The following is a 14,523-nucleotide window of genomic DNA, read 5'->3' as shown; positions in this document are numbered from 1 at the left end:
GCGATGTCGACTGTGGGAGCGCTCCCACAGTCGACGGCTGGCCTCAGATGACGAGCAGCGGCGTCTTTCCCCGGACGCGATTATAGAGATCGATCGCGTCCTGTTGCAGCATCCGCACGCAGCCGGCCGAAGCGTTCTTGCCGATCGAGCGCCACTGCGGCGACCCATGGATCCGGTAGAGCGTATCCTGGCCATCCTGGAAGATATACATCGCCCGCGCGCCGAGCGGATTGCTGAGGCCCGGATCCATGCCGCCCGCCTCGATGCCATATTTCTTCAGGTGCGGCTGGCGCGCGACCATGTCGTCCGGCACCGTCCAACGCGGCCACTTGCGCTTCCAGTGCACGACCGCCCTGCCCTTCCAGGCGCGTCCCTGTGCGCCAAGACCGACGCCATAGCGGATCGCCTTGCCGCCGGGCAGCACCCAGTAGAGGAACATCTTCTGCGTATCGACGACGATCGAATAGGCCGGCTCGTTGGTCGCATAGGCGACCTCCTGCCGCAGGAATTCCGGCTTTATCGCATCGAACTGCACCCCCGGAACATCATAGCCCTCGTCCTTTACCGGACCGTAGATCTGGGCGTAATCGAGCTTCGGCGCCGGCTCATCCTTGCGCTCAAGCTCGATCGGGGCCTTCTCTGGCGGGGTGATGACGCCCTTGCTGGTCTTGTCGGCGGCATTTGGCTCGAGACCGGGCTTGGGGACCTGTGTGCAGGCGCTCAAAATAGAGCTTGCGACCACTGCAAGCAGTGATCGGCGGGACAATTGAAAAGACACTTTTTTATTCCGGGTTGGATGTATGCGAGGAGAGAGTTGTGGCTGTTGGTCCCATTCGTGACCGAAATGTGGTCAAAGCCGATCTCTTTGGTGGATGATCCTCGCCAGTCGCTCGCCGCCAACTGAGTGTTGCAAAATTCACCCGGTCGGGCGCGAGCGGGGAGTCAACTTGACGGCAGACGGAAGCGGCAAGTCGCGTTCAGCCTAGACTAAATGTTCGCCTGGGGACTGGGTGACCCGTCTCACAATATGCAGGTATCGAGGGTTGCGTGAGTTATCCTCGCACAGAGCCTCATGCATAGGAGACGGGCCATGGAAGAGACTACCACATATGTCGGATTGGATGTTCACAAGGAAACGATTTCGGTCGCGCTTGCTGAAGGCGGTAAGCGCGGTGACGTGCGCGCGTTTGGCCAGATCGTCAACACACCAACGGCCTTGGCCCGCATGCTGGCCAAGCTTTCGCAGTCGGGCCGGACGCTGAAGTTTTGCTACGAAGCCGGACCTTGCGGCTACGGCATTCAGCGGCAACTGTCTGCCGCTGGCCATCACTGCGTAGTCGTGGCCCCGTCTTTGATCCCTCGAAAGCCAGGCGATCGCATCAAGACGGACCGCCGGGATGCCAACAATTTGGCAAGGCTTCATCGCGCTGGTGAACTGAGCGCCGTCTGGATCCCCGATCCCGCCCATGAGGCGATGCGCGATCTGGTGCGGGCACGCCTGGCTGCCGTGCGCAGCCTGCGACAGGCGCGCCAGCAGCTCAGCGGATTCCTCCTGCGCCATGGCTGCCATTATGGCCGTCCAGCCTGGACGCAGATGCACCGCCGCTGGCTGGCCGGTCTTCGCTTCGCGCAACCGGCCCACCACATTGTGCTTGAGGATCATATCGCGACGGTCGAGGCTGCTACGGACCGGCGCGATCGGCTGACGAAGCAAATCGAGATGATGTTGAGCGATTGGTCATTGGCCCCGGTCGTCCATGCACTGCAATCACTGCGCGGCATGGCTCTGGTGACCGCAGCAACGATGATTGCCGAATTGGGTGATATCAGTCGCTTTGCCAATCCGCGTCAGCTGATGGCCTATCTGGGGCTCGTACCATCGGAGCATTCGAGCGGCGGCACTCGACGCCAGGGCGGAATTACAAAAGCGGGGAACGGAACTGCACGTCGCATGTTGATCGAGGCGGCCTGGAGCTACCGGTTTCCCGCAAGGGTGAGCCGCGAACAATTGCTGCGCCAGGAGCAGCTCCCAAAAACGATCCGCGACACGGCGTGGAAAGCGCAGGAGCGGCTCTGCGGCCGCTACCGCAAGCTCACCAGGGCCGGAAAGCCGGCCACGACCGTAACCACGGCGATCGCGCGCGAACTATCGGGCTTCGTCTGGGCGATTGCCTGCCAGGTCTCACCGCGTTGAACGCCGCCAAAGTGTAGATTAGCGAGGAGGAGAAGAGCCGATCAGAAAGCCATGTGCACCTGGGCAAGGCTGGGGGCACGGTCACGGCAGGAGAACCCTCGTTTCGACTATCAGCCGGTTTAATTCCGACGCTGCCAACTAGACTGAGGACGCTCCGCGACGCATCAGGTCCGGCGGTAACCAACCCGCGCATCAGAGCATGATCAACCGTCGTTCATTGACCGTGCCTCCTGCTTTCCCCAGGACGCACTCATACGAAACACGACGTCCGAGAAAATCGGGCGGGAGAATTTCTATTCCTGCGACTTGAAAAGGCGAACCGCGCAAAAGTGCGCAGCGGTTTTGCGATGACGACATGCACAAAAACAAGAGCTTAAAGCGCAGCAAGCGAACCCTGGAAATCGCGACGCGCTTTAGGTGAAAGCGTCCTTCCGCAGCACACTCTCGGCCTGCTCCGAGCTCATCTCGAACACTTTTCTGCCTATCTCGAACCCGAAACCGTTGCGAGCGAATGCGGACAGCTCCTTGGCCTTGCGCTTGTCGTCGAGCTCGCCGCGGCGGAAGGGGCCGAAAGCGCGCTTGCGAGCAAAGACCACGGCAGCAAACAGATCGTCGGTCTCCTCCAGCGCCACGGCGGCGGTTTCCCTGTCGATGCCCTTCGCCGAAAGCTTCTGCGCAATCGCCCGTTTCGACTTCCCGCTGCGCACCGCCGACTGCGTGCTGAGCTGCGCATAATCCGCGTCGTTCAGGGCATTCAGATCATAGGCGAACTTGACCGCGAACTCGGCAACGGCCTTGAGCTGCTGCTGGCTGATATCCTCGAACTTCTGTCGTGCCTTCCGGGTGATGGCGTCGAACAACTGTTTCTCCGTCATCATCTGTCGTTCGAGGCGATAGACCGCCGAATTGCGCGCCCAAGACAGCATGCGCGCGGTCGGCGCGTCGGAGGGCGGCGTGTCAGAAGACGGATCGTCGGCTTGTAGATCGTTTGATGTCACGGGGTGGGCGGGCTCGTTTGGGATGCGCTTGATGGGCGATATTTCGCCCACAGAGATAGCCGCAAACGTGACGCTTCGGTAGTCGCCACCGGCGGGATTGATTGCGGTAACGCTAGCCCGGCATTTTGCGACCGGAAACCGATGGGCATTTCAGCCATTGCCAACCGGGCCTTTGCAATGTGATCCCCGGCTGATATGTTCCTAATTCGTTCCCCGTCGTGAATCTCTCATATCGAGCGCGGGGATGCCTCGGCGTCGCCCGCAGGGCCGGGCAATCGGTGCCGGCGCTGGGCGCAAGGGGTAGAATCGGCAGGAACTTACCGGGGACTTCGGCGTGGCGGCGGCCTATCTGGAAAAATTGAATGATCGACAGCGCGATGCCGTCGAATTTGGCGTAACCGCACCGGGCGAAACGATTGCAGGGCCACTCCTGATCATCGCCGGCGCCGGGTCGGGCAAAACGAATACGCTCGCCCATCGTGTTGCCCACCTCATCGTCAACGGCGCCGACCCCCGCCGCATCCTGCTGATGACGTTTTCACGCCGCGCCGCCAACGAAATGGCGCGACGGGTCGAGCGCATCTGCGCCCAGGTACTTGGGGCAAACGCCACTGTTGCCACCGACGCGCTCACCTGGGCCGGAACATTCCACGGCATCGGAGCGCGCCTGCTGCGCATCTATGCCGAGCAGATCGGATTGAATGTCGATTTCACGATCCATGACCGGGAAGACAGTGCCGACCTGATGAACCTTGTCCGGCATGAGCTCGGCCTCTCGAAGACCGAGACCCGGTTCCCGACCAAGGGCACCTGCCTGTCGATCTATTCTCGTGCCGTCAACTCCGAGACGCCGCTGAGCGAGGTCTTGCGCGCGCATTATCCCTGGGTCGGAGGTTGGGAGGAGCAGTTGAAGCAGCTGTTTTCCTGTTATGTCGAGGCAAAGCAGACGCAGAACGTGCTCGATTACGACGACCTGCTGCTCTACTGGGCGCAGACCGTCAGCGAGCCGGAACTGGCCGAGGACATCGGCAACCGTTTCGACCATGTGCTGGTCGACGAATATCAGGATACCAACCGTCTTCAATCATCCGTGCTGATGGCGTTGAAGCCAGGCGGCAGGGGCCTGACGGTCGTGGGCGACGATGCCCAGTCGATCTATTCGTTCCGGGCAGCGACAGTGCGCAACATCCTGGATTTTCCGGGCGAGTTCACCCCTCCGGCCGACGTCATCACGCTTGATCGAAACTATCGCTCCACCCAGACGATCCTTGCCGCCGCCAACGGCGTCATCGATCTCGCCCGGGAACGCTTCACCAAGAACCTCTGGACCGAGCGGCAGTCTGCGGAAAGGCCCAAGCTGCTGGCGGTCGCCGATGAGGCCGACCAGGCACGCTATATCGTCGAGAAGGTTCTGGAGAACCGGGAAATAGGCATGACGCTGAAGCAGCAGGCGGTGCTGTTTCGCTCATCGAACCACAGCGGGCCGCTCGAGGTGGAGCTGACCCGGCGCAATATCCCCTTCGTGAAATTCGGCGGGCTGAAGTTTCTCGACAGCGCCCATGTCAAGGACATGCTGGCGGTACTCAGGTTTGCGCAAAACCCGCGGGACCGGGTCGCCGGCTTTCGCCTGCTGCACATGATCCCCGGTGTCGGCCCGCAGACGGCCGGCAAGATCCTTGACGCGATCGCCGCCGCCCCGGAACCTCTGGCAGCCCTCGGGGAGATCCCCGCCCCGCCGCGTTCCGGCGACAACTGGCGGGATTTCGTCACCCTGATCGAGGGGCTACGCAAACAGGCAGGCGGCTGGCCGGGTGAAATTGCCCAGGCACGCGAATGGTACGAGCCGCATCTCGACCGCATCCACGAGGATGCCGACACCAGAAAGGCCGACCTCCTGCAACTGGAGCAGATCGCCGGCGGCTATCCGAGCCGCGAACGCTTCCTCACCGAACTGACGCTCGATCCGCCTGATGCGACCAGCGACCAGGCCGGCGTGCCGCTGCTTGATGAGGACTATCTGATCCTTTCGACGATCCATTCGGCCAAGGGGCAGGAATGGCGCTCGGTCTTCATGCTCAATGTCGTCGACGGCTGCATCCCCTCCGATCTTGGCGTCGGCACCACGCACGAGATCGAAGAGGAACGGCGGCTGCTCTACGTCGGCATGACACGGGCAAAGGACAGCCTGACGCTGATCACCCCACAGCGGTTCTTCACGAGCGGCCAGCATGCGCAGGGCGATCGCCACGTCTACGCCTCGCGCACGCGGTTCATTCCGGCAACGCTCCTGCAGTTCTTCGAGACGGCATCCTGGCCGGTGGTCAGCGCCTCAGCGTCCGAGCGCAGCGCCAGGCAGATCCGCATCGATGTCGGCGCGCGCATGCGGACCATGTGGAAGTAAGGAGCGGCACGTGGCCGAGCCTAGCGACACCGTGATCGGAAGACAGACTACAGCCGATGCGTCGGGAACGGAGCGGCAGCGCAAGATCATCCATATCGATATGGACGCCTTCTATGCTTCGGTCGAACAGCGCGACAATCCGGAGCTGCGCGGCAAGCCGGTGGCTGTCGGCGGCGCGGCTGCGCGAGGTGTCGTTGCCGCCGCAAGTTACGAGGCACGCAAGTTCGGCGTCCATTCCGCCATGCCATCCGTCACTGCGAAGCGAAAATGCCCCGATCTCATCTTCGTCAAGCCGCGCTTCGACGTCTATCGCGCCGTGTCGCAGCAGATCCGCGAGATTTTTGCCGAATATACGCCTGTCATCGAACCCCTGTCGCTCGATGAGGCCTATCTCGACGTGACCGACAATCTGAAGGGCATGGAGATCGCGACCGAGATCGCCGAGGAGATCCGCGCGAAGATCAAGGCAACGACGAACCTGACGGCCTCGGCCGGCGTCAGCTACAACAAGTTCCTCGCCAAGATGGCGAGCGACCAGCGAAAGCCGGACGGGCTGTTCGTCATCACGCCCAAGAACGGACCGGCATTCGTCGAGGCGCTTCCGGTGAAAAAGTTCCATGGCGTCGGGCCGGCGACGGCCGAGCGGATGAAGCGGCTGGGCATCGAAACCGGCTTCGACCTGCGGCAACAGACCCTGGCCTTCCTGCAGGAGCATTTCGGCAAATCCGGCCCGTACTTCTACGGCATCGCCCGCGGCATTGACGAGCGACGGGTGCAGCCCGACCGGGTGCGCAAATCGGTTGGTGCGGAAGACACATTCGTCGAGGATATTTTCGAGTTCGAACCGGCATGTGCCGAGTTGCTGCCATTGGCCGACAAGGTCTGGCGATACTGCGAGGCGCAGGGCATGAGCGGCAAGACGGTGACCGTCAAGGTGAAGTACTCGGACTTTACCCAGGCGACACGCAGCAAGACGCTCGGCGCACCAGTTGCAGGAGCGTCCGAGATGCTTGAGGTGGCCGTTTCGCTGCTGGCATCGGTCCACCCGTTCAAGCGCGGCGTGCGCCTGCTTGGGGTCACGCTGTCGTCGCTCAACGGCAATGAGGAAGAAGCCCGCCCGCAGCTGGAGCTTTCTTTCTGACGATCAGGCCATGCCAAAAGAAAAAGCCTGCCGCGGGAGGAGGTGCGGCAGGCTTTTAAAGGGATTGAATGGCAACCGGGAGGAGGAGTGTCGCCATTCCGGCAAGCGCTCGTTGGGAGGAGGAGAAAGCGCTTGCACACTCGAAGTCCTGCGGGAGGAGATGCATCGCTTCGATGAGTTGACTATAGAAGAAACCTACCGATTTCGTAGATCTGACTTCGCAGACCAGCCATGCGTGGAGCGCCGGTCAAGCGGCTCAGCGCGCCTTGAAGCGGTCGAAGGCTGTCAGCCGCACCGTCGGCGGATCGGCCTCGTTCCAGCGATAGATTTCGGTTCTGAGGTAGCGCAGCTCCTCGTCCAGCCCCTCTTCGCCGATCTCGATCCACCAGGATTTTGGGCGCCCATCGCTGCCGTCGGACCAGCGATAGCCGCGGCCCTTCAGGTGGTCCTTCATTTCGAAGGGGCTGTTTTCCGCATAGAGGCGAACGCGTGATCGCTGGCTTGCCGCGTAGAGCTCGGCAAAAGGTGTCTCTTGCGTATCATGGGCTGGGCCCGCAATCACCTCGAGCAGGGCAAAACAATCGTCGACGGCGCGGTGGCCGTCGTGGAAATATCCCGCCTGGCCGATGAGGTAGCCGAGCTTCGTGCCCTCGAAGCCGCGGTCGCTCCAGCCGATCTCGGAGACCGAGCAGGCCCAGGCCTTCTTCTCGAAGATCGGCGAAAAAGCTTCGCAAAACGGCCGGTCGAACCCGGCATTGTGGGCGATGATCAGATCGGCGCGCTCAATGATCGCCTGAAGCCGGGCAACATCGATGGTTTCGCCGGCGACCATTTCGTCGGTAATGCCGGTGATGCGCGTGATCTCGGCTGGAATGGAGCCGCTCGGCTGCCGCAGACCGCCATAGACGTCGATCACGTCGCCGATGGCCCCGTGAGCGTCAAAGGTGAACGCAATGACGCCGATCTCGATGATCTCGTCCTTGCGATGGTTGAGGCCGGTGGTCTCGGTGTCGAGGATGACGCCGACGAGCGGAAACTCGGCGCGCGGCGCGGCCACGACGGGGCGCGGCTCCAGCTTTTGCAGAACGCGGTAGCGACCCGTCGCCTCCAGATGATCGACCATGGCGCCGGCGCTCATGCCGGCAGCCGCGCGTGAGGACGCGCGCTTGGAGCGTGCGCCCTTCTCGTCCGGATCGGACGAAACAAACATGTCGTATTGCAATGCCATCAGCCCTTCTCCCGGAACTTTTGGCGAAAGGGAAGACCGAGCGCCTATCGCGCCATCACTTTCCCCCACTGTCAACAACCTGTGGCGAGCGGGCCGGATTTAACCCGGGAAAACCTGTGAGCGGACCGCCAAGCGGCAAGATCTCGGCCCGGAAGGGTCGAACGGGCGCCACTCACGGCGCCCGCGATGGTTCCGGTTAGCCGAGCGCGGCAACAGCCTCGATCTCGAACAGCATCCCGTCAAGCGCCAACCGCGGCACCGGGATCAGTGTGCATGTGGGTTTTGCGCCCTCACCCAGCGCCGCTTCCATTTCAGCGCCGAAGATATGCAACCGTTCTTCGGAGTGGTCGACGATCAGCACCGTCAGCTTGACGATGTCGCTTGTATCAGCGCCCGCGGCACCAAGCGCGGTGCGCAGATTGGCGAGCGCCTGGCGGACCTGCAGTCGGAAATCCGGATCGAGAGCCCCTTGCACGTCCTCGCCTCCCTGGCCGGCGACAAAGACCAGCCGCACGCCCGCCGGGACCAGGCCGACATGGGAGTAACCATTGACCGATGCATCATAAAGCCCAGGAGGATTGAAAAGGCGAATAGGCGATTTTGTAGTTGTAGACGACATTTTTTGCTTTCCGTTGTTGCACGACGAAGCCGTGGAAACGCCGTATGGAGGATCGCCGACGTTGTGGGTCGGCGTGCCGGACAGCGCGTTCAGGCTCCATATCGTTTTGACGATCCAGCAATGCTTCCCGTGACGCGGGCGAGTGGATTTCTTTTTAGGCTGCGAGCGTTCGCATTTAGACACAGGCGGTCACGGGTGCCGGATCCCGCACGACGCGATGATTGAACTGCTTGCGTTCGAACAGGGCAGATCGGGTAGCTTCTTGCCCAACCCGACGACGGCCTTGATTGCTTTAACAGCAATGGCGTAGCTAGGCAGTCGGTTCGACAAATCGGTCCAACCGTCTCCGCATCACAGCGAAAGGTGCCCCATGAACGAAGAACCGAAAATCGTCCTGTCCCCGCTCTCGCAGGAGTTCTCCCGCGACGGCATCACTGTGACCGTCGAAATCTCCCGGATCGAGGACGGCAACGAGTGGGCGCTGGAAGTCATCGATACCCAGGGCATGTCGACACGCTGGGAGGATCTCTTCGCAACGGATGCCGCAGCGCTCGCCGAATTTCTCAGCGCCGTCGAGCAGGATGGCATGTCCGTGTTCGTGATGCCTTCGGCGCTGCACTGACGAGCTACCATATTTTCCGGCTCCGGGCCGAACGGCGCCACGACCGATAAAGTGACCGGCGCCGCTCCCGGGTCGAACCTCCCGCCATTGAAAGCGCCCGGGGCGACTTTCACGCCAGCCGCTCGCTGAGGGCAGACGTGCGAAGACGGGTGGTGTTCAACAGGCCGGCCGCCTGGATCAGCGGGTAAGCCGCGGCCGCTATGTGCGAATTGATCCGGTGCAGGTCACCAATAAGATCGATGAACAGAGCATTGCTTCTAAGACTGACGCCCTTTTCCATGCCTTCCCGGCCGAGATGCTCATTGATCGCGCGCTCCTCGAGCGCGCGGAAGCGATCTTTCTGGGATGCCAGGCGGGCGGCAGCGCCGACGTCGCGCGACGAAAGAACCACCGGCACAAGGCGTAATGACACCGCGACCTCGTCGCAGAGCATATCGAGGGCCTCGCGCTGGCTCGGCGCCAACTGGATGTCCTGCTTGATCTTTGCCCGGATGCGGTCGGCGAGGTTGAGCTTGATCACATCACCCGCATGTTCGAGATTGCTGGCAAAAAGCATGATCTCAAAAGCGCGGCGCGTATCGCCACCCGACAGTTCGCCCTGGGCCAGCCGGCCGAGATAGGCATGGACCGACCCCATGTAGGTGCCGAGCTTGAAATCGATGGCGTTGACCTCCTTCAATGTCTCCAACCGACTGGACGACAACGCCGTGAGCGACATCTTGAACATGCGCTCCAGCAGTTCGCTCATCCGGATCGTCTCGATCGTGGCATTGGAAAGCGCGACGGCCGGCGTCGTCAACGAAGCGCTGTCGAGATAGCGCGGTGTGGCCAAGGGATCATCGGCGGCCGAAGCATTGGGGATCAACCGGTCGACGAAGCGCACGACGACAGGGGAGATCGGCAGGAACACGGCGGCGACCGTCAAGTTGAACGCCGCATGGAGTCCGACCGCGACATGCAAGGGGTCCAGCGGCACACCGGCGGCAGCATCGACGATCTGTCGCGCCAACGGCAGCAGCGCGATTGCCAGAAGGCCGCGGCAAAGCAGATTGGCGACTGGGAGCCTTCGGGCGACAGATGGCTGGTCGAGGGTCGCGCTGACGGCCGGCAGGCCGCCGCCGAAATTGACGCCGAGGATCAGGGGCACGGCGCCGGCCACTTCCAGACTGCCATTGGTCAGCAGCGAAGCGATTAACAAGATGACCGCGAGCGTCGAATGGCAGAACCAGGCGAGACCGGCGCCGACGAGGAAACCGAGCACCGGCTCGTTGGCGATCGCGGCGAGAACGTCGTGAAACAGCGTCGCCTCGCGCAGCGGAGCGGTCGCCGAAACGATGACCTTCAGTGCCAGCAACATGAGGCCGAGCCCCATCATGATGCGGCCGGCGTTTCGCGGGCGAAACTCGTTCGACGCTCCGAAGGTGAGATAGCCGGCAAACAGGAAAAGCGGCGCCAGCGTCGTTGCCAGCGATGAGCCCGATGCGAAAAGGCCGGATACGAGCGCCGAGCCGATATCGGCACCGAGGAGAACCGCAAGGCCCGTCGTCGCCCCGATCGCACCGGCACCAGCCAGGCCAGCGATAATGAGGGCCATGGCCGTGGCGCTGCCGAGAACAGCGGTGGCGGCGATGCCGCCACCGAATGCTGTCAGCCGGTTGGACAGGCGCTGTTCGACGAACCGCTGCAGCCGATCGCCCCATCCCCGCATGACGCCGGTTCTAACCATCCGCACACCCCAGAGCAGGAGCGCGACGCCGCCGAGCAGCTCCACAATGACAAACGTTCCGGAATTCATGTCCAGCAAGGTCCTTCCGCTCGAAGCGATCAATCGGCGACGGAAATGTCGGGAGCGACAGATCCGATGTTGTAGCCTTCGAGCTGGGCTGCAGATCGGTCCGGCATGGGAAAATTCAGGATGGTTGCCGTGCCGGGGGTAACCGGAACGACGCGCGAGGGCGGCAGGTCCAGAAACTCGTGGCAGGCTGCGCGAATGACCCCGCCATGGGCGACCACCAGCAGGTCGCCATCCGTGCGCGACATCCAGTCACGAACCCCGTCAGCAACGCGATTGCGAAAGGCGATCCAGGTTTCGGCATTGGCGGGCGTGAAGGTGCCGGCGCGCCAGGCGGTGTAGTCCCCCGGACGTTCGGCGATCAGCTCCGGCTTGCGACGCCCCGTCCATTCGCCCATGTCGAGCTCGCGAAACCGCTCGTCGGACGGCGCGTCCGGATGTCCGATCAGCGCAACGGTCTGCCGCGTCCGGCCGAGATCCGATGCGATGATACGGGCGGGCTGCAGCGCCTTGGCATAGGGGCGGAAACGCCGGACCTGGGCAACGCCGCGTTCAGACAGCAGCGAGTTGTCCTGGCCCTGCAGCCGTTGTTCGGCGTTCCACTCGGTTTCGCCATGGCGCATGAGGATCAGCCTCATTGATTTATCCTTTCTCCGCTGACGGCAAAGACAGCGTCAGGGGTCCTGATGAATGACAGTGTGACGGCGTCCCCGGGCATTCCGCTGAAGTAACCCTCCGCCATGCCGGTGATGCGCAGATCGCCGAGCATGGCGGTGACCATCGTGCGTCCGGCGATCGGTGCTGCCTCGGCAAACCGCGCGGTGACCGACGGTTTGTCCGGCACCGCGCCGACGCAGACGTCCTCGGCCCGATAGAGAAGCTGCACCTCTGGATGGCCAGCGGCGATCGAGCCCGACACCAGTGGCGTTTCATTGAACACGAAAGTCTCTCCCACCCGGCGCGCCGGTAAGAGGTTGGCCGGCGGCGTGCCGAGAAAGGTGGCGACGAAGGTCGTTGCCGGGTTGCGCAGCAACTCGATCGGCTTGCCGAACTGCTCGACACGACCATTGTTGAGCACGGCCACATGCGTAGCCATGGTCATCGCCTCCACCTGATCGTGGGTGACATAAACAGACGTGGCGCCCGTTGCCCGGTGGATGCGCATCAATTCGCTGCGCATCTCGATGCGCAGCTTGGCATCGAGGTTCGACAGCGGCTCGTCGAACAGCAGGATGCTGGGTTCGGGCGCGATCGTGCGGGCGATTGCCACTCGCTGCTGCTGGCCGCCGGAGATTTCCGCTGGATAACGTTCGGCAAGGGCACCAATGCCAAGTAGGGCAAGCACCTCCTTGACGCGGCGGTCGCGTCTTTCGCGCGGCCATCGCGCGACCTTCAACGGCCAGGCAATGTTGCCGGCGACGGTCATATGCGGCCAAAGGGCGTAGCTCTGGAAGACGAGGCCGGCGTTGCGGCGGCCGGCGTCGGCGATGACGCCTCCCGCACCACTGGAGACCGTCTGGCCGACAAAGGCGATCTCGCCTTCGCTCGGGCCTTCCAGGCCCGCCAGCATGCGCAGCAATGTCGACTTGCCGCAGCCGGAGGGGCCGACGAGTACCAGGAACGAGCCGGCCGGGACCGAGATGTTGACATCCTTGACCGCCGTGAAGGCGCCAAATCGTTTGACGAGGTTGCGGATCTCTATGGCGTCCGCAGCGCCGGTTGCTAAGGCGTTCATGACTCTTTCCATTTCTGGACGCGGTTCTGGAGGGCGTGGGCCAGAAACGAGGCCGCAAGGCAGACAATAAGGATGACGAGGGTGATGGCGTTGGCGAACTGCATGAAGCCCTCGGCGGCATAACGATAGGCGACCATGCTGAGTACGGGCGACGTCGCGGTAAATAGCAGCACGACCAGCGAGAGATCGCGCACCATCTTGACGAAGACGAGGATCGCACCGGCAAACAGGCCGCGGATCGCCAGCGGGAAGATGATCGCAAACAGCCGCCGGAGCAGGCCGGCCCCGGTCAGCCGCGCGCTTTCCTCGATATCGGCGGAGATCTGACCGAGAACCGAGCGGCCGGACTGCACGGCAAAGGGCAGATTGTGGGCAGAGGCCGCGATCACCAGCAACGCGAAGGTGCCGTAAAGCGAAGGCAGCGGACCAATCGGCGCACCGAAGAGGGCGATATAGGCGGCCGCAAAGGCAATGCTCGGCACCAGAAGCGGAATGAAGGCAAGCTGGCTGAGGATCGTGGCGAGCAGACTGCCGCGGCGCTGGACGATGGTATAGGCGAGCGCGAGGCCAAGCAGCATCGTCGTCAGCGCGACGACAAGGCCGAGGCGGATGGTATTCCAGATCGCGTCGATCAGCACGGGATTGCGGAAGATGCCCGCCTGCCCCTGGGCAATTTCGCCGCCACCTTCGCCGATCCAGAAATGCAGCGTCCAGTTCGAAAACAGGGCCCCGCTTTGAGGCGCAAGGCTTGAGGCCGCAAGCACCAGGACCGGCGTCACCGTGGTCAGAAGACCGACGAGCACGGCGACGGCAAAGAGCGGCCAGCGCCAGGCGCCAAGGGGAAACCGTTTCGTGCGTCCGCCCTTGCCGGTGACCGTGATGAAGGCCTTGCGGCCGGAGACGATGCGGTCCGATATCCACAGGAACAGTGCGGAAACGGCGATCAGCAACAGCGCAAGCACGAAGCCGCGCTCGTTCTGGCCGGTTTCGATCATGCCGAAGAGGCGGGTCGAAAGCGTCTGCATGCGCACCGGCAATCCCAGGAGCGCAGGTGCGGCGAAATTGGCAACGGCGCCGGCGAAGGTAAGCGAAGCGGCAGCGATCAGCGCCGGCGTGACGACGGGCAGGATGATGCCGAAGAAGATACGCGGACGCTTCGCACCAGCCATCTGACCGGCTTCAACGAGATCGGCGCCGACCGAACTCAGGGCCGCTGCGATAATCGTATAGGCCAGCGAATAATAGTGGGCGATCAGCACGATCGCGGTCGGCACCAGCCCCCAGGCGAGCCAGTCGGGAATGGCAAGGCCATTGGTTTCGAAGAAGCCGGCGGAGCCGCCGAGCCGTGAGTTTCGAAACAGCGTCCCCCAGGCAAGCGCCGCGGCGAAGCTCGGGATCATGTAGGGCAAGGTCCCCATCAGTCCGAGCAGGCGACGTCCCGGCACGTCGGTCAGGACCACCAGCCAGGCCAGAAACCCGCCGAGGATAAGACAGCCGCTGGCGACCCCGAAGCCGAGGACCATGGTGTTGAACAGGGGGCGCCACCAAAGATTGAAGGACAGCGGGCTGAAGAGCACCGCCTGCCAGGCCCCGATGCCTGCAGGGGTGAGCGTCGACAGAAGGATGCGCACAAGCGGCGCCACCACCAGGATGGCGACGATGGCAACGAGGATTGCCGGCATGACGAAGCCTGATCGGAGCAGCCGGCGACCGCCCGATGGCGCGAAGGTCGATATGAATGTCATTTGCGAACCTCGGCATTTGCCGGCGCAGCCTAAGTTGCGCCGGCAATA

The 14,523-nt window shown here is 62.8% G+C and carries 12 protein-coding genes; 4 read left to right on the top strand and 8 right to left on the bottom strand.

Features of this window, described 5'->3' with window-relative positions; all coding sequences use genetic code 11:
• Nucleotides 1-43: 43 nt before the first annotated feature.
• Entirely contained in the window at nt 44-724 is a 681-nt protein-coding gene (locus IB264_RS08235; RefSeq protein WP_246811724.1) for a L,D-transpeptidase, read from the bottom strand.
• 366 nt (nt 725-1,090) lie between these two features.
• Between IB264_RS08235 and IB264_RS08230 the strand changes: the two genes are divergently transcribed.
• On the top strand, nt 1,091-2,194 hold the full coding sequence (locus IB264_RS08230) for an IS110 family transposase (protein ID WP_192433267.1): 1,104 nt from the start codon (nt 1,091-1,093) through the stop codon (nt 2,192-2,194).
• Between the two features lie 413 nt (nt 2,195-2,607).
• Here the strand turns inward: IB264_RS08230 and recX are convergent, their stop codons facing one another.
• On the bottom strand, nt 2,608-3,120 hold the full coding sequence (gene recX, locus IB264_RS08225; protein WP_057212962.1) for a recombination regulator RecX: 513 nt from the start codon (nt 3,118-3,120) through the stop codon (nt 2,608-2,610).
• A 406-nt stretch (nt 3,121-3,526) separates the two neighbouring features.
• Here recX and IB264_RS08220 point away from each other — a divergent pair, with 406 nt between their 5' ends.
• Both IB264_RS08220 and dinB read left to right on the top strand, forming a co-directional pair.
• Nucleotides 3,527-5,593: an ATP-dependent helicase gene (locus IB264_RS08220; RefSeq protein ID WP_192433265.1), complete on the top strand. Its 2,067-nt coding sequence runs from the start codon at nt 3,527-3,529 to the stop codon at nt 5,591-5,593.
• 34 nt (nt 5,594-5,627) lie between these two features.
• Entirely contained in the window at nt 5,628-6,734 is a 1,107-nt protein-coding gene (gene dinB / locus IB264_RS08215; RefSeq protein ID WP_375154959.1) for a DNA polymerase IV, read from the top strand.
• 256 nt (nt 6,735-6,990) lie between these two features.
• Here dinB and IB264_RS08210 read toward each other — a convergent pair whose 3' ends face one another.
• Nucleotides 6,991-7,872, bottom strand: a complete 882-nt coding sequence (locus IB264_RS08210) for a 3'-5' exonuclease (RefSeq protein ID WP_245449179.1) — start codon at nt 7,870-7,872, stop codon at nt 6,991-6,993.
• Nucleotides 7,873-8,158: 286 nt separating this feature from the next.
• Nucleotides 8,159-8,581: a RidA family protein gene (locus IB264_RS08205; RefSeq protein WP_025429364.1), complete on the bottom strand. Its 423-nt coding sequence runs from the start codon at nt 8,579-8,581 to the stop codon at nt 8,159-8,161.
• A gap of 370 nt (nt 8,582-8,951) precedes the next feature.
• On the opposite strand from IB264_RS08205, the gene IB264_RS08200 reads away from it, so the two are divergent.
• Nucleotides 8,952-9,203 (top strand): hypothetical protein, encoded by a 252-nt coding sequence (locus IB264_RS08200; RefSeq protein ID WP_025429365.1) that lies wholly within the window; start codon nt 8,952-8,954, stop codon nt 9,201-9,203.
• A gap of 109 nt (nt 9,204-9,312) precedes the next feature.
• Here the strand turns inward: IB264_RS08200 and IB264_RS08195 are convergent, their stop codons facing one another.
• Genes IB264_RS08195 through IB264_RS08180 form a run of 4 tightly spaced genes read right to left on the bottom strand, consistent with a single transcriptional unit; the run spans nt 9,313 to nt 14,475 of the window.
• Nucleotides 9,313-10,998: a Na/Pi cotransporter family protein gene (locus IB264_RS08195; RefSeq protein ID WP_107027418.1), complete on the bottom strand. Its 1,686-nt coding sequence runs from the start codon at nt 10,996-10,998 to the stop codon at nt 9,313-9,315.
• A 29-nt stretch (nt 10,999-11,027) separates the two neighbouring features.
• Nucleotides 11,028-11,633, bottom strand: coding sequence for a histidine phosphatase family protein (locus IB264_RS08190; protein WP_107027417.1), 606 nt, complete (start codon nt 11,631-11,633; stop codon nt 11,028-11,030).
• Nucleotides 11,630-12,730 (bottom strand): ABC transporter ATP-binding protein, encoded by a 1,101-nt coding sequence (locus IB264_RS08185; RefSeq protein ID WP_107027416.1) that lies wholly within the window; start codon nt 12,728-12,730, stop codon nt 11,630-11,632. The genes IB264_RS08190 and IB264_RS08185 overlap by 4 nt, the downstream gene beginning before the upstream one ends.
• Nucleotides 12,727-14,475, bottom strand: a complete 1,749-nt coding sequence (locus tag IB264_RS08180; protein WP_025429369.1) for an iron ABC transporter permease — start codon at nt 14,473-14,475, stop codon at nt 12,727-12,729. The genes IB264_RS08185 and IB264_RS08180 overlap by 4 nt, the downstream gene beginning before the upstream one ends.
• Between the last annotated feature and the right edge of the window lie 48 nt (nt 14,476-14,523).

The sequence above is a fragment of the Ensifer sp. ENS11 genome (assembly GCF_014851895.1).
Lineage (GTDB): Bacteria > Pseudomonadota > Alphaproteobacteria > Rhizobiales > Rhizobiaceae > Ensifer > Ensifer canadensis.
Note: the sequence above shows the minus strand (reverse complement) of the source record. Positions and strands in the feature narration are given on the sequence as shown.